At 50.4% G+C, this 25,562-nt stretch carries 21 protein-coding genes, 5 tRNA genes and 2 rRNA genes (1 of these 28 only partly in view); 27 read left to right on the top strand and 1 reads right to left on the bottom strand.

Going from position 1 to position 25,562, the window contains the following annotated elements:
• Positions 1-553, top strand: a 23S ribosomal RNA gene (locus HCH_RS28095); it begins 2,338 nt to the left of the window's first position.
• A gap of 117 nt (positions 554-670) precedes the next feature.
• Positions 671-783: ribosomal RNA gene (gene rrf / locus HCH_RS28090) — 5S ribosomal RNA — on the top strand.
• A gap of 109 nt (positions 784-892) precedes the next feature.
• Here the strand turns inward: rrf and HCH_RS34920 are convergent.
• Positions 893-1,252, bottom strand: a complete 360-nt coding sequence (locus tag HCH_RS34920) for a nucleic acid-binding protein (RefSeq protein ID WP_011399940.1) — start codon at positions 1,250-1,252, stop codon at positions 893-895.
• Positions 1,253-1,266: 14 nt separating this feature from the next.
• On the opposite strand from HCH_RS34920, the gene istA reads away from it, so the two are divergent.
• From istA to rplC, 25 genes are all read left to right on the top strand, one after another.
• The gene (istA, locus tag HCH_RS28080; RefSeq protein WP_011399939.1) at positions 1,267-2,808 is read left to right on the top strand and encodes an IS21 family transposase; all 1,542 of its coding nucleotides are present in this window, start codon (positions 1,267-1,269) and stop codon (positions 2,806-2,808) included.
• Positions 2,809-2,819: 11 nt separating this feature from the next.
• Positions 2,820-3,575, top strand: a complete 756-nt coding sequence (gene istB / locus HCH_RS28075; protein WP_011399938.1) for an IS21-like element ISSpu5 family helper ATPase IstB — start codon at positions 2,820-2,822, stop codon at positions 3,573-3,575.
• Positions 3,576-3,877: 302 nt separating this feature from the next.
• Positions 3,878-4,855: a biotin--[acetyl-CoA-carboxylase] ligase gene (locus HCH_RS28070; protein WP_041598981.1), complete on the top strand. Its 978-nt coding sequence runs from the start codon at positions 3,878-3,880 to the stop codon at positions 4,853-4,855.
• Positions 4,852-5,568, top strand: coding sequence for a type III pantothenate kinase (locus HCH_RS28065; RefSeq protein WP_011399936.1), 717 nt, complete (start codon positions 4,852-4,854; stop codon positions 5,566-5,568). The genes HCH_RS28070 and HCH_RS28065 overlap by 4 nt, the downstream gene beginning before the upstream one ends.
• 173 nt (positions 5,569-5,741) lie before the next feature.
• Positions 5,742-6,302 carry a hypothetical protein gene (locus HCH_RS28060; protein WP_238384938.1) on the top strand — a complete coding sequence of 187 codons (561 nt, stop codon included), beginning with the start codon at positions 5,742-5,744 and terminating at the stop codon, positions 6,300-6,302.
• 33 nt (positions 6,303-6,335) lie between these two features.
• Positions 6,336-6,411 (top strand) — tRNA-Thr (locus HCH_RS28055).
• Positions 6,412-6,451: 40 nt separating this feature from the next.
• Positions 6,452-6,535, top strand: a tRNA-Tyr gene (locus HCH_RS28050).
• 11 nt (positions 6,536-6,546) lie between these two features.
• Positions 6,547-6,621 (top strand) — tRNA-Gly (locus HCH_RS28045).
• A gap of 20 nt (positions 6,622-6,641) precedes the next feature.
• Positions 6,642-6,717 (top strand) — tRNA-Thr (locus tag HCH_RS28040).
• A gap of 52 nt (positions 6,718-6,769) precedes the next feature.
• Complete coding sequence (gene tuf, locus HCH_RS28035) at positions 6,770-7,963, top strand: elongation factor Tu (protein WP_011399922.1); 1,194 nt, start codon at positions 6,770-6,772, stop codon at positions 7,961-7,963.
• 13 nt (positions 7,964-7,976) lie between these two features.
• A tRNA-Trp gene (locus HCH_RS28030) sits at positions 7,977-8,052 on the top strand.
• 25 nt (positions 8,053-8,077) lie between these two features.
• Positions 8,078-8,446 (top strand): preprotein translocase subunit SecE, encoded by a 369-nt coding sequence (secE, locus tag HCH_RS28025; RefSeq protein WP_041600015.1) that lies wholly within the window; start codon positions 8,078-8,080, stop codon positions 8,444-8,446.
• 10 nt (positions 8,447-8,456) lie between these two features.
• On the top strand, positions 8,457-8,990 hold the full coding sequence (gene nusG, locus HCH_RS28020) for a transcription termination/antitermination protein NusG (protein WP_011399932.1): 534 nt from the start codon (positions 8,457-8,459) through the stop codon (positions 8,988-8,990).
• A 96-nt stretch (positions 8,991-9,086) separates the two neighbouring features.
• On the top strand, positions 9,087-9,515 hold the full coding sequence (rplK, locus tag HCH_RS28015; RefSeq protein WP_011399931.1) for a 50S ribosomal protein L11: 429 nt from the start codon (positions 9,087-9,089) through the stop codon (positions 9,513-9,515).
• Positions 9,516-9,518: 3 nt separating this feature from the next.
• Positions 9,519-10,217: a 50S ribosomal protein L1 gene (gene rplA, locus HCH_RS28010; RefSeq protein ID WP_011399930.1), complete on the top strand. Its 699-nt coding sequence runs from the start codon at positions 9,519-9,521 to the stop codon at positions 10,215-10,217.
• Positions 10,218-10,412: 195 nt separating this feature from the next.
• Positions 10,413-10,943 (top strand): 50S ribosomal protein L10, encoded by a 531-nt coding sequence (gene rplJ / locus HCH_RS28005; RefSeq protein ID WP_011399929.1) that lies wholly within the window; start codon positions 10,413-10,415, stop codon positions 10,941-10,943.
• A 36-nt stretch (positions 10,944-10,979) separates the two neighbouring features.
• Entirely contained in the window at positions 10,980-11,354 is a 375-nt protein-coding gene (rplL, locus tag HCH_RS28000; protein ID WP_011399928.1) for a 50S ribosomal protein L7/L12, read from the top strand.
• A 183-nt stretch (positions 11,355-11,537) separates the two neighbouring features.
• Positions 11,538-15,611: a DNA-directed RNA polymerase subunit beta gene (gene rpoB / locus HCH_RS27995; RefSeq protein WP_011399927.1), complete on the top strand. Its 4,074-nt coding sequence runs from the start codon at positions 11,538-11,540 to the stop codon at positions 15,609-15,611.
• Positions 15,612-15,731: 120 nt separating this feature from the next.
• Positions 15,732-19,922, top strand: a complete 4,191-nt coding sequence (gene rpoC, locus HCH_RS27990; protein WP_011399926.1) for a DNA-directed RNA polymerase subunit beta' — start codon at positions 15,732-15,734, stop codon at positions 19,920-19,922.
• A gap of 134 nt (positions 19,923-20,056) precedes the next feature.
• Positions 20,057-20,431 (top strand): 30S ribosomal protein S12, encoded by a 375-nt coding sequence (gene rpsL, locus HCH_RS27985; protein ID WP_011399925.1) that lies wholly within the window; start codon positions 20,057-20,059, stop codon positions 20,429-20,431.
• Positions 20,432-20,518: 87 nt separating this feature from the next.
• Positions 20,519-20,989 carry a 30S ribosomal protein S7 gene (gene rpsG, locus HCH_RS27980; RefSeq protein ID WP_011399924.1) on the top strand — a complete coding sequence of 157 codons (471 nt, stop codon included), beginning with the start codon at positions 20,519-20,521 and terminating at the stop codon, positions 20,987-20,989.
• Positions 20,990-21,006: 17 nt separating this feature from the next.
• A complete protein-coding gene (gene fusA, locus HCH_RS27975; protein ID WP_011399923.1) occupies positions 21,007-23,106 on the top strand; it encodes an elongation factor G in 2,100 nt (699 codons plus the stop codon).
• Between the two features lie 55 nt (positions 23,107-23,161).
• Complete coding sequence (gene tuf, locus HCH_RS27970) at positions 23,162-24,355, top strand: elongation factor Tu (protein ID WP_011399922.1); 1,194 nt, start codon at positions 23,162-23,164, stop codon at positions 24,353-24,355.
• Positions 24,356-24,510: 155 nt separating this feature from the next.
• Positions 24,511-24,822: a 30S ribosomal protein S10 gene (rpsJ, locus tag HCH_RS27965; protein WP_011399921.1), complete on the top strand. Its 312-nt coding sequence runs from the start codon at positions 24,511-24,513 to the stop codon at positions 24,820-24,822.
• A 92-nt stretch (positions 24,823-24,914) separates the two neighbouring features.
• The gene (gene rplC / locus HCH_RS27960; protein WP_011399920.1) at positions 24,915-25,553 is read left to right on the top strand and encodes a 50S ribosomal protein L3; all 639 of its coding nucleotides are present in this window, start codon (positions 24,915-24,917) and stop codon (positions 25,551-25,553) included.
• Positions 25,554-25,562: the final 9 nt, after the last annotated feature.

Genomic DNA, 25,562 nt, shown 5'->3' with positions numbered 1-25,562 from the left:
AGACAAACACGTCGAGCAGGTACGAAAGTAGGTCTTAGTGATCCGGTGGTTCTGTATGGAAGGGCCATCGCTCAACGGATAAAAGGTACTCCGGGGATAACAGGCTGATACCGCCCAAGAGTTCACATCGACGGCGGTGTTTGGCACCTCGATGTCGGCTCATCACATCCTGGGGCTGAAGCCGGTCCCAAGGGTATGGCTGTTCGCCATTTAAAGTGGTACGCGAGCTGGGTTTAGAACGTCGTGAGACAGTTCGGTCCCTATCTGCCGTGGACGTTGGAGATTTGAGGAGAGTTGCTCCTAGTACGAGAGGACCGGAGTGAACGAACCGCTGGTGTTCGGGTTGTGATGCCAATCGCATTGCCCGGTAGCTACGTTCGGACGGGATAACCGCTGAAAGCATCTAAGCGGGAAGCCCCCTTCAAGATAAGATCTCCCTGAGGACTTGATCCTCCTAAAGGGCCCTTGTAGACCACGAGGTTGATAGGCTGGGTGTGTAAGCGCTGCGAGGCGTTGAGCTAACCAGTACTAATTGCCCGAGAGGCTTGACCATATAACACCGAAGTAATTTACCGGTATTGATTGAGTATAACTGCTTATCCAAGTTAAAGGTCTTCTGACCAAGCGCCAACTAGACAAGCTAGAACTAAGACAAAGCTTAACGGTTTTGCCTGATGATCATAGCGGACTGGAACCACCTGATCCCATTCCGAACTCAGAAGTGAAACAGTCCAGCGCCGATGGTAGTGTGGATTCCCATGCAAGAGTAGGTCGTCGTCAGGCTCTTAATACGAAGAACCCGTCCCCGTGACGGGTTTTTTTTATGTCAAAAGAACACCAGCTGTGCTGGATCATCTATCCCCATCCTCCTAAGACAACCTTCCTTCAACGCTCAGTGAAAGTCCCTCGAGCGCGATTCCAGCTCTTCGAGATGCGGCGTCAGGTCTGTCAAGCGATGGGCGAGGACGTGCGCTACCCTTCCTTCCTCGTCCTTATCTAACTCCCCATATACCATTAGCAGCCGCGCTTTGACCAGAATATCCATTTGCGCTATCGCTGTTTTTTTCCAGACAAGGATATTGATTGAGCCGGTTTCATCTTCAAGCTGCGTATTCCAGACCAAGGTCGCCACTGATTCCAGACGAAGCCTGCCACCCATTCCACGGTAAAGCTGCCACCCCGGCACGCTGCCTGAATTCCCCATCAAAACGTTCGGTGCGGGATAACTAACGGTACTCTTGACCCTTTTCATCCGGAGAGGGCCAGATGCCAGCGAAGAGGTTATCCATGCGTAAAATTAAAGAAGTCCTTCGCCTCAAGTGGGAGCGCGGGCTGAGCAACCGGCAGGTTGCAGAAGCCTGCGGCATCAGCCGCCCCACCGTAAGCGAGTATCTCCGACGGGCCGCCGAAGCGGATGTTAGCTGGCCGTTGCCAGAGAATCTGAGTGGAGCCCAGTTGGAGCAGTTGCTCTTCCCGCCGCCGCCAGACCTGCCAGCACAGGCCCGGGGTATTCCGGACTGGCGGCGAATCCACGAAGAACTCCGGGGCAAGAACGTCACCCTGTTCCTGCTCTGGCAGGAGTACCGGGAAGCCAATCCGAACGGCTACCAATACAGCTGGTTCTGCGAGCACTACCGAATCTGGCGCGGCAAGCTGGACTTGGTGATGCGCCAGGACCATCGGGCCGGTGAGAAGCTGTTTGTGGACTATGCCGGGCACACCGTGCCCGTTATTGACCGCACCACCGGTGAGATCCATGAAGCACAGGTTTTTGTGGCGGTGATGGGCGCATCCAATTACACCTATGCCGAAGCCACCTGGAGCCAGTCGTTGCCAGACTGGATTGGCTCCCACATCCGGGCCTTCGAGTTCTTGGGCGGGACGCCGGAACTGGTGGTTCCGGACAACCTTCGCTCCGGTGTCAGCAAGGCCCACCGCTACGAACCGGATCTCAACCCAACCTATCAGGACATGGCCGCCCATTATGGCGTCGCCATTGTCCCGACAAGGGTTCGTAAGCCCCGCGACAAGGCCAAGGTGGAAGGCGGCGTATTGATCGTCGAGCGTTGGATCCTGGCGGCCCTGCGCCACCGTCAGCACTTCTCCCTGGGGCAACTCAACGCCACCATTCGTGAGCTACTGGAGACGCTCAACAACCGCCCCTTCCGTAAGTTGCCCGGCTGCCGGCTCGATCACTTCAAACAGCTGGACAAACCGGTTCTACAACCGCTACCCGCAGAGCCGTATGTCTACGCTGAGTGGAGGAAAGCCCGGGTACACATCGACTACCACATCGCCATCGACGGGCATTACTACTCGGCGCCTTACACCCTGATCAAGAAAGAGGTGGAGGTCAGGATGACCCACAACACCATCGAATGCTTCTACCGAGGCAACCGGATCGCCAGCCATCGGCGTTCGGATCAGAAGGGCCGGCATAGCACCATCGCCGCTCACATGCCAGAGTCCCATCGCCAAGCCGGTGAGTGGTCTGCGGAGCGGCTAATCGCCTGGGCGGCCAAGACCGGGCTGGCGACGGAGAAGCTTATCCGCACCGCATTGGGCGCCCGCAAACACCCACAGCAGGCTTACCGCTCCTGCCTGGGCATTCTCCGGTTGGGGCGGAGCTATGGGGAGACACGGCTCGAAGCCGCCTGCCAACGGGCGCTCACGCTGGGTAGCTACCGCTACAAGAGCATTGAGTCCATCCTCAAGCATCGCCTGGATCAGCAACCTCTGGAAGAGCAGCAGGAGCTGGCCCTGCCCGACACCCACGACAACATCCGCGGTCCCGCCTACTACCACTAAAGGAACCTGACATGCTGAAACATCCCACACTGGATAAACTCCACGCTCTCAAGTTAACCGGCATGGCCGCCGCCCTGGAGGATCAGTCGGCCACCCCCGACATCAGCGACCTGAGCTTCGAGGAGCGCCTTGGATTGCTGGTCGACCGGGAAATGACCGAGCGGGACAACCAGCGCATGAGCAGCCGGTTGCGCCGGGCCAAGCTGCGACACGCCGCCATCCTCGAAGACCTGGATTACCGGAACTCACGAGGCCTGGATAAAGGACTGGTCCAGTCACTGGCTGGATGCCAGTGGGTAAAGGAGCGCCTGAACGTGCTCATCACCGGCCCCACCGGGGTCGGCAAAACCTGGTTGGCCTGCGCCCTGGCGCATAAGGCCTGCCGGGAAGGCTACACCGCACAGTATGTGCGCCTGACCCGACTGTTGCGGGAGCTGATCATTGCCAAAGGCGACGGGCAATACTCGAAACTCCTGACCAGCCTCGCCAAGGTTGACGTGCTGATCCTGGATGACTGGGGGCTGATGAAGCTGAGCGCGGAGAACCGAAGAGACTTGCTGGAGGTTCTGGAAGACCGGCACGGAAGGCGCTCCACCATCGCCACTAGCCAATTACCCATTGAGGAATGGCACGGACTGATCGGTGACGCGACCCTCGCAGATGCCATTCTGGATCGTCTGGTTCACAACGCCTACAAGATCAATCTCAGGGGCGAGTCCATGCGGAAACAGCAGGCAAAGTTGACGGGCGCCGAGACTTCGGAGTAAGAAGAGAAACCCCGCGTCGCTACGCTCCGATGGGTGGCAGCCTTGCTCCGGTCCGGGTGGCAGGCTTCACGTGGAATGGGTGGCAACCTTCAGCGGTTTACGCATTCAAAGGTGACTCCTGTCGAGGTTTTGGGGTCGACTCTATTTTATCTGTGCAGCTGTGGTTGGGCGTGAAGGGCCCTGTTTGCGGTATGAAATTGGGCGCGCGAGCTGTCTATGATTTTGTGGTTTTGGCCAAATGGGAACTTTGTCATAATCGGAAGCTTCCTCTTTAAAAGGGAAGGTCAGAAAAGGCTTGATGTATGAATGAGAAATTGGTCGAAATACTTTCTGATGGTGAGTTTCATTCTGGGGTGGAGCTGGGTGGGCTTTTGGGGGTGACGCGGACTGCAGTGTGGAAGCAGGTCTCGCAATTGGCGGGTTATGGGCTAAAGGTCGAGTCAATTAAGGGAAAGGGGTATCGGCTTGAGCGCCCTTTGTATTTGCTCGATGAGTTGCGACTGCGCAACGCTCTAAAAGAGCGTTGGGGGGAAAGGGTGCGTGAGTTTAACGTGCTAAAGTCTGTAGGCTCCACTAACGCAGAGCTTCTTGAAAGTAGCAAGGATTTACCCGTTGGCCTGTATGATATTTTGCTCGCAGAAAGGCAGACGGCGGGCAGGGGGAGAAGGGGGAGGGTGTGGGTTAGTCCATTTGCTCAAAATATTTACATGAGTGTGGCTGTTAGGTTGTCTGGTGGGTTTTCGGTCCTAAATGGTTTAAGTCTTGCGATAGGTGCGGCTGTTGCCGATGCTATAAAAACGGTATGTGGTATACAAGTTTCCCTAAAATGGCCAAATGATGTCTGGTACTCCGAGAAAAAGTTGGCGGGGCTATTGTTGGAAGTGCAAGGTGAGCAAGAGGGGCCTGTGCATGTGATTATCGGTTTGGGAGTTAATGTTCTTATGGAGCGGGAGGCGGGGCAGGCTATTGATCAGCCCTGGACGGCTTTATCTGAGTCGTGTGATGTAAGAGTGGATAGGGATCAGCTATGCGTGGCCCTGGCTGACTCCGTCTTGGCATGTCTTGAGTCTTACAAAGCTGAAGGGTTTGCTGGCTTGAGAGAGCTGTGGGATGAATATGACCTGCTCAAGGGGCGGAATGTAATGGTCATGAGTGGAGATAAATGTTGGAGCGGTGAATACTTGGGGGTTTCCGATGAAGGGTATGCCCTGGTTCGAGGGGAAGATGGGTGTCTCAGATCTCTTGCTGGAGGGGAAATCACAGTTAGGCCGGTCTCATGAAAGAGCTTGATCTTGATGCGGGGAATTCAGGGTTAAAGTGGCGTCTCGTTGAGTCTGGTAGAGTGATTGATCGAGGGATCATTATCTATGGCGCCAATGCTCAGAAATGGAGTATGCCAACAAAGGGGGCCTGTAGAGCTTTTGTTAGTAGCGTCTCCTCGAAGGAAGTTGATGATGCGATTCGAGAGGTCCTAAAGGATATAAAAGATGTTTTCTGGGCGAAAACGGCGTCTTCGTATGGCTCATTGGTAAACGCATATGCGGACTATGCATCATTGGGGGTTGACCGGTGGCTTGCTTTAATTGCGGCCTATAGTAAGTATCCAGAAGATCTGTGTGTTATTGATTGTGGTACTGCCGTTACGGTGGATTATGTGGATAAATTTGGAGTGCACAAGGGCGGATACATTGCTCCTGGGGGCGCGCTGATGTTGAAGTCTCTAAATGTAAACACGGCGGCGCTTAAAGGAACCTATGGGTACGATTCTGAACTTATTCCAGGTAGCTCCACTAGAGAGTGTATTGAGAGGGGAGTGTATTATATGCAAAAAGCATTTGTTTTAAGTGTTGCGCGTCGATGTGCTGAAAGTCGAATAGTTTGTACAGGGGGGGGCGTAAAAGCCTTGTTGGGAAATGATGAGGCATACACTTATGTAGAAGACTTGGTCTTGGACGGGTTGCGAATTGTTGCTAATGCTGTTCCTGTGAACTGATTGGGGTTGGACCTGTGCGCTGGATCTTTATTTCTTTACTTATGCTGAATGGGCTCGTTTTTGCCGTTCAATGGCTTGAGCTGCAAAAACGAGAGGGGCTAGAGGAAGTTCGGAATAGGGTTGCGTTATCTGGGGTTGGCGCTAACCGCTTAACGTTGCTTAGTGAAGTTGATGTGCAAGAAGAAGAGGTCGGGGATAAGTCCAGTATAGAAAAGCTCCCGGAAACGCCAGTTTCGAAAGGAGAGAGGCTTTGCCTCTTGATGGGGCCTTTTGAGGGTGATGCTCAGGCTCAAAGTTTAAAAATAGCTTTAGAAAAAAGAGATGTTGAATCTGTTGCATTTCCTAAGAATATTAGCTTGGCGCCCGAGTACTGGGTCTATTTAGAGCCAGTGGAGAGTCGTAAAACTGCGATAATTAAATTGCGAGAGCTTCAAGTGAGGAAGATTGACAGCTACCTAATTAGTCAAGGGGAGCTGCGGAATGGTATTTCTCTGGGTTTATTTAAAAATGTGGATTCGGCAAACCGCCTGCTGAAGCAGAGAATAAGTGAGGGCTATGACGCCAAGATTAAGGAGGTTCCAAAGGAACGGCTTGAGTATTGGGTGGCTACAAAGGAGGAGGCGAACCTTCAAACAGTGGCGAGGGTGGATAAAGTTTTGGATGAAAGAAACTTAAACACAAATAAGAGACAAATTTTTTGTAAAAGTATTGCATCGGGTGTGGAACTTCCGTAGTATAGCGGCCTCGCGAAACAGGCGAGATGTAGAGCTGGTGTAGCTCAGTTGGTAGAGCAGCTGACTTGTAATCAGCAGGTCGGGGGTTCGATTCCGTCCACCAGCTCCATTTTCTAGGGTTTCACCTTGTGGTGGGTGAGCCTGTTCTGGGAGGGGTTCCCGAGTGGCCAAAGGGATCAGACTGTAAATCTGACGCGCAAGCTTCGCTGGTTCGAATCCAGCCCCCTCCACCACTTATTCAAGTGCGGGCATCGTATAGTGGCTATTACCTCAGCCTTCCAAGCTGATGACGCGGGTTCGATTCCCGCTGCCCGCTCCACGCTTTGTGGTATTGGTTTTGCTCATGTAGCTCAGTCGGTAGAGCACATCCTTGGTAAGGATGAGGTCACCGGTTCAATTCCGGTCATGAGCTCCACTAATTAATTCACTGAAGTCTCGGCTGCTGCATTTCTTTAGGGGATGGTCAAATGGCAAAAGAAAAGTTTGAGCGTAGTAAGCCTCACGTAAACGTAGGCACCATTGGTCACGTTGACCACGGTAAGACTACTTTGACAGCGGCCTTGACCCGCGTATGTTCTGAAGTTTGGGGTGGTCAGGCGGTAGCGTTTGACGGTATCGATAATGCTCCAGAGGAAAAGGCGCGTGGTATCACTATCGCGACTTCTCACGTTGAGTACGAATCTCCCATTCGTCACTATGCGCACGTTGACTGCCCTGGGCACGCTGACTATGTGAAGAACATGATCACTGGTGCGGCGCAGATGGATGGCGCTATTTTGGTGTGTTCCGCAGCTGACGGCCCTATGCCTCAGACTCGTGAGCACATCCTGCTGGCGCGTCAGGTTGGTGTTCCTTACATCGTCGTGTTCCTGAACAAAGCGGACATGGTTGATGATGAAGAGCTGTTGGAATTGGTTGAGATGGAAGTTCGCGACCTGCTGAGCCAGTACGAATTCCCAGGCGACGACACTCCAATTATCGTTGGTTCCGCGTTGTTGGCGTTGGAAGGTAAGGACGATAACGGTATGGGTACTAGCGCTGTTAAGAAGCTGGTTGAGACTCTGGATGCTTACATCCCAGAGCCTGAGCGCGCCATTGATAAGCCGTTCCTGATGCCGATCGAAGACGTATTCTCTATCTCTGGTCGCGGCACAGTTGTAACTGGTCGTGTAGAGCGCGGCATTGTCAGGGTTGGTGAGGAAGTTGAGATTGTTGGTATCAAAGATACTACCAAGACTACCTGTACTGGCGTTGAGATGTTCCGTAAGCTGCTGGACGAAGGTCGTGCAGGTGAGAACGTTGGAGTGTTGTTGCGCGGCACTAAGCGTGATGATGTAGAGCGTGGTCAGGTACTGGCCAAGCCAGGAACTATTACTCCGCACACCGTTTTTGAATCAGAAGTATACGTACTGAGCAAAGACGAGGGTGGCCGTCATACTCCTTTCTTCAAGGGCTATCGTCCTCAGTTCTACTTCCGTACAACGGATGTGACTGGTGCGTGTGAGTTGCCAGAAGGCGTAGAGATGGTTATGCCGGGCGACAACGTAAAAATGAAAGTCAGCCTTATCGCTCCGATCGCGATGGAAGAGGGGCTGCGCTTTGCGATTCGTGAAGGCGGCCGTACAGTGGGCGCTGGCGTTGTTGCTAAAATTTTCGAGTAACCTTTTTTAAGGTAGGCCAGTAGCTCAATTGGCAGAGCGGCGGTCTCCAAAACCGCAGGTTGGGGGTTCGATTCCCTCCTGGCCTGCCACCTTAAATTTTGGGTTTGGGTGGTTATGTCTTCAAACATAGAGAAAAGCTCTGGAGCTTTCGATAAGCTGAAGTGGCTGCTTGTTGTTGCTTTGGTTGCCGTACGGGTTGTTGGTAACTCCTTTTACGCTGATCAGTCGCTTCTTTATCGTGTGCTTGCTTTGGTCGCTTTGGCTCTGGTGGCGGGTTTCGTCGCTGTGCAAACGGAGAAAGGAAAGGCTCTCTTGGTTTTGCTCAAAGATGCTCGCATGGAGATAAGGAAGGTGGTTTGGCCAACCAGGCCCGAGTTGACTCAGACAACCTTGATAGTGGTTGTCTTTGTCCTTGTAGTGGCGTTGCTGCTATGGGTCATTGATTCCCTGATCAGCTGGCTTGTGTCAGGCTTAATAGGGTAGGAGAAGGCCTTTGTCTAAGCGATGGTTTGTTGTTCAAGCCTACTCCGGCTTCGAGAAGCATGTTATGCGCTCCCTTAAGGAGCGCATAGTGCTTAAAGGGATGGAAGATCAGTTTGGTGAGATCTTGGTTCCTACAGAAGAAGTCGTAGAGATGAAAGAGGGAAAGAAGCGCAAGAGTGAGCGCAAGTTCTACCCTGGATATGTGCTTGTTCAAATGGAAATGAATGATGATACTTGGCACCTGGTCAAGTCCACAACTCGTGTGCTTGGCTTTATAGGCGGCACTCCTGATAAGCCTGCCCCTATAAGTGACAAGGAGGCTGAGGCAATTCTTCGTCGAGTTGAAAGCGGCGCAGATAAGCCTAAACCGAAAACCTTGTTTGAGGCTGGTGAAGTGGTTCGTGTCATTGATGGTCCTTTTGCCGACTTTAATGGTGTGGTTGAAGAAGTAGACTACGAAAAAAGTCGGGTGAAAGTGGCGGTTCTTATCTTTGGCCGTTCAACGCCAGTCGACCTGGAGTTTAGTCAGGTCGAAAAAGATTAAAGTTCGCATGACGACTGCTCGCTTCGCCTTAGGTGGGGCGAGCTTTTTGTGTCTGTTCGGGGAGCACTAAGTGCGTTAAACCCATTAGGAGGAAAAATGGCTAAGAAAGTTAATGCCTATATCAAGTTGCAAGTAAAAGCCGGCCAGGCTAATCCAAGTCCCCCTGTTGGTCCTGCATTAGGTCAACACGGTGTAAACATCATGGAATTCTGTAAGGCGTTCAACGCCAAGACCCAGAATCTTGAGCCTGGTTTGCCGACTCCAGTTGTAATTACCGTATACAGTGATCGTAGCTTTACGTTTATTACTAAAACTCCACCTGCTTCAGTATTGCTTAGAAAAGCGGCTGGTATTAAGAGCGGCTCTGGCCGTCCGAATACAGAAAAGGTAGGTACAGTAAATCGTGCGCAATTGGAAGAAATTGCGAATGTTAAAATGCCTGACTTGTCTGCGGGTAGCCTCGACGCTGCTGTTCGAACTATCGCTGGCACAGCTAGAAGCATGGGTTTGAACGTAGAGGAGTAAAACGTGGCTAAGTTGACTAAACGCCAAAAGGCGATTCGTGAAAAAGTGCAAGCTGGTAAAGCGTACAGTGTAGAAGAGGCGGTAGCCCTTTTGACTGAGCTGTCCGCCCCTGTGAAATTTAAAGAATCTATCGATGTATCCGTGAACCTTGGAGTGGATGCTCGTAAATCAGACCAAGTGGTCCGCAGCTCTACTGTCCTGCCAAACGGGACAGGAAAAACTGTTCGTGTTGCAGTGTTCACGCAGGGCGCAAATGCTGATAAAGCAAAAGCGGCTGGCGCTGATATCGTAGGTATGGACGACTTGGCTGAAGAAGTGAAAAAAGGCAACTTGGATTTCGATGTTGTCATCGCAACTCCAGACGCTATGCGTGTTGTTGGTCAGTTAGGCCAAATTTTAGGGCCTCGTGGCCTTATGCCTAACCCCAAAGTAGGAACTGTAACTGCTGACGTTGAAGCGGCGGTTAATAACGCTAAAGCGGGCCAGATTCGTTACAGAACAGACAAAAACGGCATCATTCATGCTCCTCTAGGTAACGTTGAGTTCTCTGCGGAGCACATCAAACAGAACTTGGAAGCTTTGATTGCTGATCTGAAGAAAATTAAGCCTTCTTCAGCGAAAGGCGTTTACCTCAAGAAGGTGACCCTGTCATCAACAATGGGCCCAGGTCTGTTGATTGATCAGAATAGCTTGGCTGTATAAATATGAAGATTTTGGTGGTCTTTCGGCATAAGCCGTAGGCTGTCCAAGACCGCAGGCTTTTCCCGGCGTAAGCCGGGAAGATTAAAAGTTCCTGCGCAGACGGCTGGTAGTAGTTTTCCTGCTTAAAAGCCGTAAACGTCTCAGTGAGACATAGTACGACTAACCGGCTTGGCCGGTACACATAGGAGAAATCCGGTGGCAATTAGACTCGAAGACAAGAAAGCGATTGTCGCTGAAGTCAATGAGACTGCCAGTAAGGCCTTGTCATTGGTGATTGCCGACTATAGAGGCGTAACCTCGAATAAAATGTCTGAACTGCGCGCTAAAGCTCGTGCAGAAAGCGTTTCTTTGAGGGTTGTGCGTAACACTCTGGCTCGCCGTGCTGTTGAAGGCACTGAGTATGAGTGCGCGCGCGAAGCTTTTGTTGGCCCCACAATCTTGGCGTTTTCTATGGAAGATCCAGGAGCGGCAGCTCGCTTGCTCAAGGACTATGCAAAAGAAAACGACAAGTTTGAAATCAAGGCTCTTGCTGTTGGTGGTGAGATGCTTGGCGCTGATCAGATCGATCGTCTGGCCAAACTCCCGACAAGGGATCAGGCTCTGGCGATGTTGATGAGCGTAATGCAAGCGCCTGTCACCAAGCTTGCACGGACACTGAACGAAATTCCTTCGAAAGTGACACGTGCAGTTGCGGCAGTTCGCGACAAGAAGCAAGAAGCGGCATAACGGTTTTTTATTTTTGGCTTTTAGGAGATTTTAGAAATGGCTCTGTCAAAAGACGATATCCTTAATGCAATCGCAGAAATGAGCGTAATGGATGTAGTTGCGCTTGTTGAAGCAATGGAAGAAAAGTTCGGCGTTTCCGCAGCAGCTGCAGTTGCAGTAGCTGCAGCCCCTGCTGCTGACGCAGCAGCAGTTGAAGAAAAAACCGAATTTGACGTAGTTCTGCAGTCTGCAGGCGAGAAGAAAGTGAACGTGATCAAAGTAGTTCGCGGCATCACTGGTCTGGGCCTGAAAGAAGCTAAAGATCTGGTTGACGGCGCGCCTTCAACTGTTAAAGAAGCTCTTTCCAAAGACGACGCAGAAAAAGCTAAGAAAGAACTTGAAGAAGCCGGCGCTACGGTTGAACTCAAGTAAAACTTTGCTAGCTTTAGGCTATTAAAGAAGAATTCGGCTGGCGTTTATTCAACGTCAGCCGTTTTCCGTTGTGCAAGCTATAACTTTGCGACCAAAATTTCGCACGAACCGTAATAAGCATTTGCGGTTGTCGAACTCCTTCGAGCACACCAGAGTCAGTTTGAAGAAAGCTGGGGAATATCGATGACATACTCCTATACCGAGAAAAAACGAATTCGTAAAGACTTCGGAAAGCTTCCAGCAGTAATGGACGTTCCGTACCTCCTGTCCATACAGCTAGACTCCTATCATGATTTTTTACAGCAAGACGTAGCAATCGAAGACCGGCAGGAAGTCGGCTTGCACGCTGCGTTCAAGTCGGTATTTCCAATTGTCAGCTTTTCGGGAAATGCGGCCCTAGAATATGTAAGTTACCGGCTGGGCCAGCCCGTATTTGATGTAGCTGAGTGTCAGCTGCGCGGCGTTACCTATGCGGCGCCCTTAAGAGTTAAAGTTCGCTTGATCATCTATGACAAAGAATCGTCTACGAAGGCGATTAAAGATATCAAGGAACAAGAAGTTTATATGGGAGAAGTTCCGTTAATGACCGAAAACGGAACTTTCGTTATCAATGGGACTGAGCGTGTCATCGTATCTCAGCTCCATAGATCTCCAGGCGTATTTTTTGATCACGATAAAGGCAAGACTCACTCCTCCGGCAAATTGCTTTATTCGGCGCGGATCATTCCTTATCGCGGATCTTGGCTTGACTTCGAGTTCGATCCGAAGGATTGCGTGTTCGTTCGTATAGACCGTCGTAGAAAGCTGCCGGCGACAATACTTTTGCGCGCCTTGGGATACGCCGCTGACGAAATGCTCGAAATGTTCTTCGAGAACAGTCTGTTTGAAGTAGAGGGCGGCGAATACTTCCTGGATTTGGTTCCTAGCCGTCTGCGTGGTGATATCGCCATCTTTGAAATTAAAGATGACGAGGGCAACCTAATCGTAGAAGAAGGGCGTAGGGTTACAGCCAGACATATTCGACAAATGGAAAAGGCGGGCCTAAAACGTCTGCGTGTTCCAAGCTCCTATTTATTAGGCAAAGTTACTGCAACTAATATCGCTGACCCTTCAACTGGGGAAGTGATTGTTGAGTGTAATACTGAGATTACTGACGACGCTATCGAGAAGATTGAAAAAGCGGGCATCAAGAGAATTGAAACGCTTTATACCAACGACTTGGATTGTGGCCCCTTCGTTTCCGATACGCTAAGAATTGATGCGACGCGTTCACAGTTAGAAGCTTTGGTCGAAATTTATCGCATGATGCGCCCAGGTGAGCCGCCGACAAAAGAGTCAGCGGAAAATCTGTTCAACAACCTGTTTTTTTCAGAAGAGCGTTATGATCTTTCCGCTGTTGGGCGCATGAAGTTCAACCGCAGATTGGGGCGCGAAGAAACAGAAGGGCTGGGCGTTCTGAGTCATTCAGATATTATTGACGTTTTGAGGACGTTGATCGATATCCGTAATGGTAAAGGCGTTGTGGATGATATCGATCATCTTGGTAACCGTCGTGTGCGTTCTGTCGGTGAGATGGCCGAGAATCAGTTCCGTGTAGGGCTGGTTCGCGTTGAGCGTGCGGTGAAAGAGCGTCTGAGCATGGCGGAGTCTGAGGGGCTTATGCCTCAGGACCTGATCAACGCCAAGCCAGTTGCTGCAGCTGTAAAGGAGTTTTTCGGATCCAGTCAGTTGTCTCAGTTTATGGATCAGAATAACCCTCTGTCTGAAGTAACGCATAAGCGTCGTGTTTCTGCGTTGGGACCTGGTGGTTTGACGCGCGAGCGCGCTGGCTTTGAAGTGCGCGACGTACACCCGACTCACTATGGTCGTGTTTGTCCTATTGAGACGCCTGAAGGTCCAAACATCGGTCTGATCAACTCACTGGCCACATACGCCCGCACAAATACCTACGGCTTCCTGGAAAGTCCGTATCGTAAGGTCGTGGACGGCTTGGTGACTGACGATATTGAGTATCTGTCTGCTATTGAAGAGAGCGACTACGTTATTGCACAGGCAAGCGCGGCAGTTGACGAAAACGGTCGCTTGATTGACGAGTTGGTAACAGTTCGTCATAAGAACGAGTTTACCGTAATGCCGCCTGAAAAAGTGACGTTGATGGATGTATCACCTCGTCAGGTTGTATCTGTGGCGGCGTCTCTGATCCCGTTCTTGGAGCACGATGATGCTAACCGAGCATTGATGGGATCGAACATGCAGCGACAGGCTGTCCCTACGCTGAAGGCGGAAAAGCCTCTGGTTGGTACAGGTATGGAGCGTTATGTGGCCCAGGACTCCGGCGTGTGCGTGGTTGCGCGGCGCGGTGGGGTTGTTGTTAGCGTTGACGCTGCTCGTATCGTTGTTCGTGTGAGCGATGATGAAACCGAAGCCGGCGACGCTGGGGTTGATATCTATAACCTCACTAAGTACCAGCGCTCCAACCAGAACACCTGCATCAACCAGCGCTCTCTGGTGATGGAAGGTGACGAAGTTGCGCGTGGCGATGTGCTTGCTGATGGTCCATCTGTTGACTTGGGGGAACTGGCGCTGGGGCAGAACATGCGCATCGCGTTTATGCCTTGGAATGGTTACAACTTCGAGGACTCCATCCTTGTGTCTGAGAGAGTTGTACAGGAGGACCGATTCACCACGATTCATATCCAGGAGCTCACTTGCGTTGCAAGGGATACCAAGCTAGGGCCGGAAGAAGTTACAGCGGATATTCCCAATGTGGGCGAAAGCGCGTTGGCGAAATTGGATGACTCCGGAATTATCTATATTGGAGCGGAAGTTGAGCCAGGCGACATTCTGGTCGGCAAAGTGACGCCGAAGGGTGAAACTCAGTTGACGCCAGAAGAAAAACTGCTGCGCGCTATCTTTGGTGAGAAAGCCTCTGATGTGAAGGATACTTCCCTGCGCGTATCGACTGGTATGCGCGGAACAGTTATTGATGTTCAAGTGTTTACCCGCGATGGCGTTGAGAAAGATCAGCGCGCGAAGGAAATCGAACAAACTGAACTGAATAAGTTCCGCAAGGACCTAAACGATGAGTATAAAATCGTTGAAGGCGCAACGTTCGAGCGCTTGCGGTCGGCATTGCTGGGCCAGTCAGTAATTGGCGGTCCTGGTCTGAAGAAAGGCGATACTCTGACTGAAGTTCACTTCAACGCATTCGAGAAAGAAGAATGGTTCAAGTTGAACATGGCGGACGAACAACTGAATGAACTGCTTGAAAAGGCGGAAGGGCAGTTGCAAGAGCGTCGTAAGAGTATCGAAGACCGTTACGAAGATAAAAAGCGCAAGTTGCAGTCTGGCGATGACTTGGCTCCAGGCGTTTTGAAAATCGTCAAGGTCTATGTTGCTGTGAAGCGTCGTATTCAGCCTGGTGACAAAATGGCGGGAAGACACGGGAACAAAGGTGTTATTTCTGCGATCAAGCCAGTTGAAGATATGCCTTACGATGAGCAGGGCAACCCGGTCGATATCGTATTGAACCCGTTGGGCGTACCGTCCCGTATGAACGTGGGACAGGTTCTTGAGACTCATTTGGGCGCAGCGGCGAAAGGGCTTGGTGATAAAATCAACAGGATGCTGGCGGAGCAGAAGCAAGCCGCGGAAATTCGCAAGTTCCTGCACGAGATCTATAACGGGATTGGCGGACGCAACGAAGATTTGGACTCATTGTCTGACTCCGAAGTTCTGGTCTTGGCGGCCAACCTGAAGAAAGGCGTGCCTATGGCTACACCTGTTTTCGATGGCGCCAAAGAGAAAGAAATCAAAGAGATGCTGCGTCTTGCGGACATGGATGATAGCGGGCAGGTCTGGCTGTATGACGGTCGTACCGGTGAGCGCTTCGAACGTCAAGTAACTGTGGGCTATATGTACATGCTGAAGTTGAACCATTTGGTCGACGATAAAATGCATGCTCGTTCTACCGGCTCTTACAGTTTGGTTACGCAGCAGCCGTTGGGCGGTAAAGCCCAGTTCGGTGGACAAAGGTTCGGGGAAATGGAGGTCTGGGCACTGGAAGCATATGGCGCAGCGTATACGTTGCAGGAAATGCTTACGGTTAAATCCGATGACGTTAATGGTCGTACGAAGATGTACAAGAACATCGTAGACGGCGATCACCGTATGGAGCCGGGTATGCCAGAGTCCTTTAACGTATTGGTTAAAGAGATCCGCTCTTTGGGTATCGATATCGAACTCGAGGCCAACTAAGACGCGGCATGAACCTTCACAAACACCCGCAACTGAAGTAAAGAGCGGGTGTTTGCTGCAAACCGAATTAACTAAGGGGCGAGAAAATCGCTTCTATTGATCAGTCAGAGGCCTTAGCCAATGAAAGATTTGCTGAACTTACTTAAAAATCAGAACTACGCTCACGAGTTTGACTCGATTCGTATCTCCTTGGCGTCGCCTGATATGATCCGTTCATGGTCATTTGGTGAAGTCAAAAAGCCCGAAACTATTAATTACAGAACTTTCAAGCCGGAAAGGGATGGGCTTTTTTGCGCCAAAATTTTCGGCCCAATCAAAGATTATGAATGTCTTTGTGGGAAGTATAAGCGTCTTAAGCATAGAGGCGTTATTTGTGAGAAGTGCGGCGTAGAAGTTGCTCCGGCCAATGTTCGCCGTGAGCGTATGGGGCATATTGAGTTGGCCTCGCCAGTTGCGCATATCTGGTTTTTGAAATCTTTGCCTTCCCGTATCGGCTTGCTGCTGGATATGACTCTGCGAGATATCGAGCGCGTTTTGTATTTCGAATCATTTATCGTCATTGATCCAGGTATGACTACCCTTGAGAAAGGGCAGTTGCTTTCCGACGAGCAGTATTACGAAGCGTTGGAAGAGTTCGGAGATGAATTTGACGCTCGCATGGGCGCCGAAGCAATCCAGGGACTGCTGGCTGATTTGGAGCTAGAAGACGAAATTGAGCGACTTCGTGAAGAAATTCCAAATACTAACTCTGAGACCAAGATCAAGAAGCTATCCAAGCGTTTGAAGCTTATGGAAGCTTTTGCTGAATCTGGTAATCATCCCGAGTGGATGATTCTCACAGTATTGCCGGTTCTGCCGCCGGATCTGCGCCCATTGGTTCCTCTTGACGGCGGTCGATTCGCTACAAGTGACCTGAATGATTTGTATCGTCGCGTCATCAACCGAAACAATCGTCTGAAGCGCCTGCTGGAGTTGAATGCTCCAGACATCATCGTGCGTAACGAAAAGCGGATGCTGCAGGAGTCTGTAGATGCGTTGTTGGATAATGGCCGTCGTGGCCGCGCGATTACTGGTTCCAATAAGCGTCCGTTGAAGTCTTTGGCTGACATGATCAAAGGTAAGCAGGGTCGTTTCCGTCAGAACCTGCTTGGTAAGCGAGTTGACTACTCTGGTCGTTCTGTAATCGTTGTAGGCCCGACCTTGCGTCTGCATCAGTGCGGATTGCCTAAGAAAATGGCGCTGGAGCTATTTAAGCCGTTCATTTTCTCCAAGCTTGAACATCGTGGTTTGGCTACAACGATTAAAGCCGCCAAGAAGATGGTTGAGCGTGAGGAGGCTGTTGTTTGGGATATCCTGGACGAAGTTATCCGGGAACACCCTGTCATGTTGAACCGCGCGCCAACTCTTCACCGATTGGGTATTCAGGCGTTTGAGCCTGTTCTTATCGAAGGTAAGGCGATACAGCTGCATCCGTTAGTGTGTACAGCATATAACGCGGACTTTGACGGTGACCAGATGGCTGTGCACGTTCCACTGACGCTGGAAGCTCAGTTGGAAGCGCGTGCATTGATGATGTCTACAAACAACATCCTTTCGCCTGCTAACGGGGATCCTATTATTGTTCCCTCGCAGGACGTTGTTCTTGGTCTCTATTTTATGACCAGGGAGCGTATTAATGCGAAGGGTGAGGGAATGGTTTTCTCCGATATCAAGGAAGTGCAACGCGCTTACGGGGCTAAGAAGGTTGACCTTCAGGCAAAGGTCAAGGTCCGGATTCGCGACGTCGTTATTGACGAAGACCGCAACAAGACCGTCACCGTGTCTGTCCTTGATACCACCGTTGGTCGCGCGTTGCTGTTTGATATTTTCCCGGAAGGTCTAGCGTTCTCGTTGGTTAACCAGAACATGACCAAAAAGGCGATTTCACGTCTGATCAACGCTTGCTACCGTCGAGTTGGTCTAAAGGAAACGGTCATTTTCGCTGACCAGATCATGTACACCGGCTTTTATTATGCGACTCTCTCCGGCGCATCAATTGGTGTTAACGATTTCGTTATTCCTGATGAGAAGGCGAAGATTATTGACGCTGCGGAAAATGAAGTTAAAGAGATTGAGTCGCAGTTTGCTTCCGGTCTGCTAACTCAGGGCGAGAAGTACAATAAGGTTATTGATATTTGGTCACGCGCCAACGATAAAGTTTCCAAAGCGATGATGGATCGTCTTGGAAAAGAAAAGGTCGTGAATAAAGACGGTAAAGAAGTCGATCAGGATTCCTTTAACTCTGTTTACATCATGGCTGACTCTGGTGCACGGGGGTCTGCGGCTCAGATACGTCAGTTGGCTGGTATGCGTGGTCTGATGGCGAAGCCCGATGGATCTATCATCGAGACGCCGATTACGGCTAACTTCCGGGAAGGGTTGAACGTTCTCCAGTACTTTATCTCTACGCACGGTGCGCGGAAAGGTCTTGCGGATACGGCATTGAAGACTGCTAACTCTGGATATTTGACGCGTCGCTTGGTTGACGTCGCCCAGGACTTGGTCGTAACCGATTTGGATTGCGGCACTTCCGAAGGTCTGCTGGTTACTCCCCATATTGAAGGCGGCGACGTTGTTGTTCCTTTGGGGGATCGAGTACTGGGTCGTGTTACGGCAAGTGATGTGTACTCTGCATCTGACAACCAGAATGTCGTTGTTCCTGCGGGGACATTGCTTGACGAAACTACTGTAGAAACGCTTGAAAAGGCGGGCGTTGACGAGATCTTGGTTCGTTCTCCGATCACGTGTGAAACCAAATACGGCGTATGTGCAAGCTGCTATGGTCGTGATTTGGCGCGTGGTCACTTGGTTAACGTCGGTGAGGCTATTGGCGTAATCGCTGCCCAATCAATCGGCGAGCCGGGAACACAGTTGACGATGCGTACTTTCCACATCGGTGGTGCTGCATCAAGAGCTTCTGCAGTCGATAACATTCAAGTTAAGCATGGTGGAACCGTTCGTCTGCATAACTTGAAACACATTGAGAGAAAGAATGGCAACTTGGTTGTAGTCTCTCGGTCATCTGCTTTGGCGATTGCAGACGAAGCTGGTCGGGAAAGGGAGTGGTATAAGCTTCCATACGGTGTTGAGCTGAGTGTTAAGCAAGGTCAACAGGTTGCCGCAGGTGAGATCGTCGCCAAATGGGACCCACATACGCACCCGATTATCACAGAAGTTGGCGGTAAAGCGATCTTTGTTGGTGTTGAAGAGGGCATTACTGTTAAGACCCAGACAGATGAAATTACAGGTCTGTCTAATATTGAGGTAATGGATCCGAAGGATCGCCCGGCTTCTGGAAAAGATATTCGTCCGATGCTGCAATTGCTTGATGCAAACGGCAAAGAGATGAAGTTCCCAGGTACCGATACTCCGGTGCAGTATTTTCTGCCTCCAAACTCACTTTTCAGTTTGAAGAATGGGGATACTATTGAGGTTGGTGATGTAATTGCGCGGATACCGCAAGAGTCATCCAAGACGCGCGACATTACAGGTGGTCTGCCGCGAGTTGCTGACTTGTTCGAGGCTCGTAAGCCTAAAGAGCCGTCAATACTTGCTGAAATTTCAGGGATTGTTTCGTTTGGCAAGGAAACCAAAGGTAAGAAGCGTCTAGTTATTACGCCAACCGATAATACTGATCCATTTGAGATTTTGATTCCTAAATGGCGTCAGCTAAACGTATTTGAAGGTGAGAGCGTAGAGAAGGGAGAGGTTATCTCTGACGGCCCATCTAACCCGCATGACATTCTGAGGTTGCTGGGGGTTGGTGAGCTGGCTAAGTACATCATTAACGAAATTCAGGATGTATACCGTCTTCAAGGCGTTGTTATAAATGATAAGCATATTGAAGTTATCGTACGCCAGATGATTCGTAAGGTTGATGTGTTGAGTTCTGGGGATACCACTCTCATTAAAGGAGATCAGGTTGAGCTGGTGAAACTTCTGGAAGAGAACGAGAAGGCTGGAGAAGAGGCGAAGATGCCTGCGCGGTACGAACGAGTATTGCTAGGTATAACTAAAGCGTCTTTGGCGACAGAAAGCTTCATTTCTGCTGCATCGTTCCAGGAGACTACTCGCGTTCTGACAGAAGCGGCCGTAACTGGTAAGCAGGATCATCTACGTGGTCTGAAAGAAAACGTAGTTGTAGGTCGACTTATTCCTGCTGGAACTGGGTCTGCTTACCATCAGGAGAGAAGACGCAAGCGCATGCAGAAGGAAGGTGGCGTTAGCGCAGCAGATGTTGTTCAGGCGTTGAGCGCAGAACTGAATAAATAATCTGCAATGTCGAAGGCGGCTGGTGGTTTTTTAGCCTCAGTCGCCTTGACTCGTTGAATGGGCGTCAGTACACTTGGCGCCCTTATTATAGTTGGGCACTAAATATCTATCTGTTGTTAACGGAGTAAGCTTGAATGGCAACCATTAACCAATTGGTACGCAAGCCTAGAAGCCGTAAAGTCGCGAAAAGCGATGTTCCAGCGCTTCAAGGTTGTCCGCAGCGTCGCGGCGTATGTACCCGTGTATATACGACTACCCCGAAAAAGCCGAACTCAGCTTTGCGGAAAGTGTGTCGTGTTCGTTTAACAAATGGTTATGAAGTAACCTCTTACATTGGTGGTGAAGGTCATAACCTGCAAGAGCATAGTGTTGTGTTGATCCGCGGCGGCCGGGTAAAAGACTTGCCAGGCGTGCGATACCACACCGTGCGTGGAACCTTGGATACTGCTGGCGTAAACGATCGTAGACAGGGTCGTTCTAAGTACGGCGCCAAGCGTGGCAAGTCTTGATAATAGTTGTTGGATAAGAGTAAGGCTGGCTGGCTTTTAGTCATGTCAGATTTACCTGAAGACCTTTTTTATTTTTGAGGGCTTATCATGCCAAGAAGAAGAGTCGCTGCGAAGCGTGAAATCCTGCCGGATCCTAAGTTCGGAAGTAAGAAACTGGCTAAGTTCATTAACCACGTAATGGAAAGTGGTAAGAAGTCAGTAGCGGAGCGTATTGTTTATGGTGCTCTGGATATTGTGTCCAACAAAGCCAAAAAAGAGCCAATTGAAACATTTGAACTTGCTCTGGAAAACATTCAGCCTTTGGTTGAAGTTAAGTCCCGTCGTGTAGGTGGCGCTACATATCAGGTGCCTGTAGAAGTTCGACCATCTCGTCAAATGGCGCTGTCTATGCGCTGGTTGGTTGAGTACTCCCGTAAGCGTGGTGAGAAGTCTATGGCTGCACGTCTGGCGGCTGAGATGCTGGAAGCTGCTGAAGGCCGTGGGGCTGCTGTCAAGAAGCGTGAAGACGTCCATCGTATGGCGGAAGCTAATAAGGCTTTCTCCCATTACCGTTTTTAATTTTGGAGTAATTAATCGTGGCACGTAAAACTCCCATAGAGCGCTACCGTAATATCGGTATTTGTGCTCACGTTGACGCAGGTAAAACCACGACAACGGAGCGTGTTTTGTTTTATACCGGTCTTTCTCATAAGATTGGTGAGGTGCACGACGGCGCAGCAACAATGGACTGGATGGAGCAGGAGCAGGAGCGCGGAATTACTATTACTTCCGCTGCGACGACTTGTTTTTGGGCTGGCATGCAGCAGCAGTTTGATCAGCACCGTGTCAATATCATTGATACTCCTGGGCACGTTGACTTTACCATCGAGGTAGAGCGCTCTCTGCGTGTACTTGACGGTGCGGTAGTCGTACTTTGTGGTTCTTCCGGTGTTCAGCCTCAGACAGAGACCGTATGGCGTCAAGCTAACAAGTACGAAGTTCCTCGCATGGTGTTTGTGAATAAGATGGACCGTGCGGGCGCCAACTTTGAGCGCGTCGTTAAACAGTTGAAAGATCGTTTGGGCGCTACTCCTGTGCCTCTTCAGATGACTATTGGTGCTGAAGACGAGTTTAAGGGGGTGGTTGATCTGGTTAAGATGAAGTCGATCATCTGGAACGAAGCCGATCAAGGCATGACTTTTGAGTATCAGGAGATTCCTGCTGATCTTCAGGAGAAATGCGCCAAGCTTCGTGAGCAATTAGTTGAAGCTGCTGCTGAAGCTAATGACGACTACATGAACAAGTATCTGGAAGAAGGCGAGTTAACTGAGGAAGAGATTAAAGCTGGCATTCGCGCTCGCACCTTGGCTAACGAGATTGTTCCAGTATTGGGCGGTTCTGCATTTAAGAACAAGGGTGTTCAGGCTGTGCTTGACGCTGTCATTGAGTACCTGCCATCGCCGACAGAAGTTAAGGCAATCGAAGGTATTCTGGATGACGGAGAAACTGTCGCAGTACGTAAGTCTGACGATAATGAGCCGTTTTCTGCCTTGGCGTTTAAGATTGCTACGGATCCATTTGTTGGGACGCTCACGTTTATTCGTGTTTACTCCGGTGTTCTGGAGTCTGGCACGGGTGTTTATAACCCTGTTAAGAGTAAAAAAGAGCGGATCGGTCGGATGGTGCAAATGCACTCTAACAACCGTGAAGAGATCAAAGAAGTTCGCGCTGGCGATATTGCGGCGATGATTGGTCTTAAGGATGTTACAACTGGTGATACTTTGTGTGATCCAAATAACATTATTACTCTGGAGCGTATGGAGTTCCCTGATCCAGTAATTTCTGTTGCGGTAGAGCCTAAGTCTAAGGCGGATCAAGAGAAGATGGGTATCGCTTTGGGCAAGCTTGCTCAAGAAGATCCATCTTTCCGCGTTAAGACTGATGAGGAAACTGGGCAAACTATTATCTCAGGAATGGGCGAGTTGCACCTTGATATTATCGTTGACCGTATGCGTCGCGAGTTCAAGGTTGAGGCTAATATTGGTAAGCCTCAAGTGGCGTACCGTGAGGCTATTCGCAATACCTGCGAAATCGAAGGTAAATTTGTTCGTCAGTCCGGTGGTCGTGGTCAGTATGGTCACGTCTGGATCAAATTTGAGCCGCGCGCGGAAGGCGAGGGGCTGGAGTTTGTTAATGAGATTGTGGGTGGTGTGGTTCCGAAGGAATATGTTCCTGCAATCCAGAAAGGTATCGAAGAGCAGATGCAAAACGGTATCCTTGCCGGCTATCCCTTGTTGGCTTTGAAGGCGACTGTTTTTGATGGATCCTACCACGACGTTGACTCTAATGAGATGGCGTTTAAAATTGCCGCCAGCATGGCTACCAAGCAGCTTGCAGGCAAGGGTGGTGCCGTACTGCTTGAGCCTATTATGAAGGTTGAGGTGGTCACTCCTGAAGAAAATATGGGTGACGTAGTTGGTGATTTGAACCGACGTCGCGGCTTGATTCAGGGTATGGATGAAAGCGTGTCTGGTAAGGTTGTGAATGCAGAAGTGCCTTTGGCCGAGATGTTTGGCTACGCCACTGATCTGCGCTCAGCAACTCAGGGTCGTGCAACGTATACGATGGAGTTCGCTCAGTATGCGGAAGCTCCAAATAATGTTGCTGAAGCTATTATTAGCGCACGTAGCAAATAGTTTAATCATTCGTAGTTGAAACTTTTTAGAATAGTGATTTAGAGAGGAACTGACTGTGGCAAAAGAAAAGTTTGAACGCAGCAAGCCGCACGTAAACGTAGGCACCATTGGTCACGTTGACCACGGTAAGACTACTTTGACAGCGGCCTTGACCCGCGTATGTTCTGAAGTTTGGGGTGGTCAGGCGGTAGCGTTTGACGGTATCGATAATGCTCCAGAGGAAAAGGCGCGTGGTATCACTATCGCGACTTCTCACGTTGAGTACGAATCTCCCATTCGTCACTATGCGCACGTTGACTGCCCTGGGCACGCTGACTATGTGAAGAACATGATCACTGGTGCGGCGCAGATGGATGGCGCTATTTTGGTGTGTTCCGCAGCTGACGGCCCTATGCCTCAGACTCGTGAGCACATCCTGCTGGCGCGTCAGGTTGGTGTTCCTTACATCGTCGTGTTCCTGAACAAAGCGGACATGGTTGATGATGAAGAGCTGTTGGAATTGGTTGAGATGGAAGTTCGCGACCTGCTGAGCCAGTACGAATTCCCAGGCGACGACACTCCAATTATCGTTGGTTCCGCGTTGTTGGCGTTGGAAGGTAAGGACGATAACGGTATGGGTACTAGCGCTGTTAAGAAGCTGGTTGAGACTCTGGATGCTTACATCCCAGAGCCTGAGCGCGCCATTGATAAGCCGTTCCTGATGCCGATCGAAGACGTATTCTCTATCTCTGGTCGCGGCACAGTTGTAACTGGTCGTGTAGAGCGCGGCATTGTCAGGGTTGGTGAGGAAGTTGAGATTGTTGGTATCAAAGATACTACCAAGACTACCTGTACTGGCGTTGAGATGTTCCGTAAGCTGCTGGACGAAGGTCGTGCAGGTGAGAACGTTGGAGTGTTGTTGCGCGGCACTAAGCGTGATGATGTAGAGCGTGGTCAGGTACTGGCCAAGCCAGGAACTATTACTCCGCACACCGTTTTTGAATCAGAAGTATACGTACTGAGCAAAGACGAGGGTGGCCGTCATACTCCTTTCTTCAAGGGCTATCGTCCTCAGTTCTACTTCCGTACAACGGATGTGACTGGTGCGTGTGAGTTGCCAGAAGGCGTAGAGATGGTTATGCCGGGCGACAACGTAAAAATGAAAGTCAGCCTTATCGCTCCGATCGCGATGGAAGAGGGGCTGCGCTTTGCGATTCGTGAAGGCGGCCGTACAGTGGGCGCTGGCGTTGTTGCTAAAATTTTCGAGTAAGACTAGCCAGTCATAAGGTAAAAGGGGGAGTTCGCTCCCCCTTTTTTATTGAGCTGTTTAAAAAGTGCTCTTGACAGGAAATAGCCAGCTGCTTAAAATGCGGCTCCTTTTTGTAGGGTATGGCTGTCTTCCGTCGTTGGATTCGGAGTAAATAAATGCAAGGCCAGAAAATTAGAATCAGGCTAAAAGCGTTCGACTATCGTTTGATCGATCAGTCCACGCAAGAGATTGTTGATACGGCAAAACGTACTGGTGCGCAAGTTCGCGGGCCAATTCCTTTGCCAACCAAAAAAGAGCGCTTTACGGTGTTGATCTCTCCGCACGTAAATAAAGATGCGCGCGATCAGTATGAGATTCGCACACATAAGCGTCTGTTGGATATTGTTGAGCCTACAGAAAAAACTGTAGACGCACTAATGAAGCTGGATCTTGCTGCGGGCGTTGATGTCCAAATTAGCTTAGGCTAAGCAAGATTGACGCATGTTGCGTCGCTTCATTGGTGTAACACTTTTGTATGTGGCCATAGAGGGTGAAAGCCCCGTGCACTAAGAGGTGAAAAATGGCGATTGGTTTGGTTGGCCGTAAGGCTGGCATGACTCGTTTGTTTGAAGATGACGGCGCAGCCGTCCCGGTCACTGTGATTCAGGTCGAGAAAAACGTCATTGCTCAGGTTAAGAGTCTTGAGGTCGACGGTTATCGGGCAATCCAGGTGACTTCTGGTTCAGTTAAAGCGTCACGTGTAAATAAGCCTATGGCGGGCCATTTTGCTAAAGCTGGCGTTGAGGCTGGGCGTGTTGTCTGTGAATTTACTTTGGACGCCACTGACTCTGCTGAGTATAAGGTTGGCGACGAAGTCTCCGTCACTATCTTTGAAGCCGGACAAAAAGTTGATGTGTCTGGACGCTCAAAGGGTAAAGGTTTTGCTGGCGTAATCAAACGCTGGAACTTCTCTACTCAAGATGCCACTCACGGTAACTCTCTTTCTCATCGCGCTCCTGGCTCTATTGGTCAGAACCAGTCTCCTGGACGAGTGTTCAAAGGCAAGAAAATGGCTGGCCAGATGGGTAATAAAAACGTCACTGTGCAGACTCTGAAAGTTGTAAGAGTCGACGAAGAGAAAGGTTTGCTTCTGATTAAGGGCGCAGTTCCTGGAGCGACCGGCGCAGACGTGGTTATCAAGCCCGCGGTTAAAGCATAAGAGGGGTGA

This window comes from Hahella chejuensis KCTC 2396 (assembly GCF_000012985.1).
Taxonomy (GTDB): domain Bacteria; phylum Pseudomonadota; class Gammaproteobacteria; order Pseudomonadales; family Oleiphilaceae; genus Hahella; species Hahella chejuensis.
This window is presented reverse-complemented; position numbering and strand designations above follow the sequence as displayed.

Bases quoted from the DNA above. Each gene is read 5' to 3' on its own strand.
- rpoB (WP_011399927.1), top strand. From the start codon at position 11,538: ATGACATACTCCTATACCGAGAAAAAACGAATTCGTAAAGACTTCGGA.
- rpsL (WP_011399925.1), top strand. From the start codon at position 20,057: ATGGCAACCATTAACCAATTGGTACGCAAGCCTAGAAGCCGTAAAGTC.
- rpoC (WP_011399926.1), top strand. From the start codon at position 15,732: ATGAAAGATTTGCTGAACTTACTTAAAAATCAGAACTACGCTCACGAG.
- rpsG (WP_011399924.1), top strand. From the start codon at position 20,519: ATGCCAAGAAGAAGAGTCGCTGCGAAGCGTGAAATCCTGCCGGATCCT.
- rpsJ (WP_011399921.1), top strand. From the start codon at position 24,511: ATGCAAGGCCAGAAAATTAGAATCAGGCTAAAAGCGTTCGACTATCGT.
- HCH_RS34920 (WP_011399940.1), bottom strand. From the start codon at position 1,252: ATGAAAAGGGTCAAGAGTACCGTTAGTTATCCCGCACCGAACGTTTTG.
- rplC (WP_011399920.1), top strand. From the start codon at position 24,915: ATGGCGATTGGTTTGGTTGGCCGTAAGGCTGGCATGACTCGTTTGTTT.
- tuf (WP_011399922.1), top strand. From the start codon at position 6,770: ATGGCAAAAGAAAAGTTTGAGCGTAGTAAGCCTCACGTAAACGTAGGC.
- HCH_RS28070 (WP_041598981.1), top strand. From the start codon at position 3,878: ATGAATGAGAAATTGGTCGAAATACTTTCTGATGGTGAGTTTCATTCT.
- rplL (WP_011399928.1), top strand. From the start codon at position 10,980: ATGGCTCTGTCAAAAGACGATATCCTTAATGCAATCGCAGAAATGAGC.
- istB (WP_011399938.1), top strand. From the start codon at position 2,820: ATGCTGAAACATCCCACACTGGATAAACTCCACGCTCTCAAGTTAACC.
- istA (WP_011399939.1), top strand. From the start codon at position 1,267: ATGCCAGCGAAGAGGTTATCCATGCGTAAAATTAAAGAAGTCCTTCGC.
- secE (WP_041600015.1), top strand. From the start codon at position 8,078: ATGTCTTCAAACATAGAGAAAAGCTCTGGAGCTTTCGATAAGCTGAAG.
- rplK (WP_011399931.1), top strand. From the start codon at position 9,087: ATGGCTAAGAAAGTTAATGCCTATATCAAGTTGCAAGTAAAAGCCGGC.
- HCH_RS28065 (WP_011399936.1), top strand. From the start codon at position 4,852: ATGAAAGAGCTTGATCTTGATGCGGGGAATTCAGGGTTAAAGTGGCGT.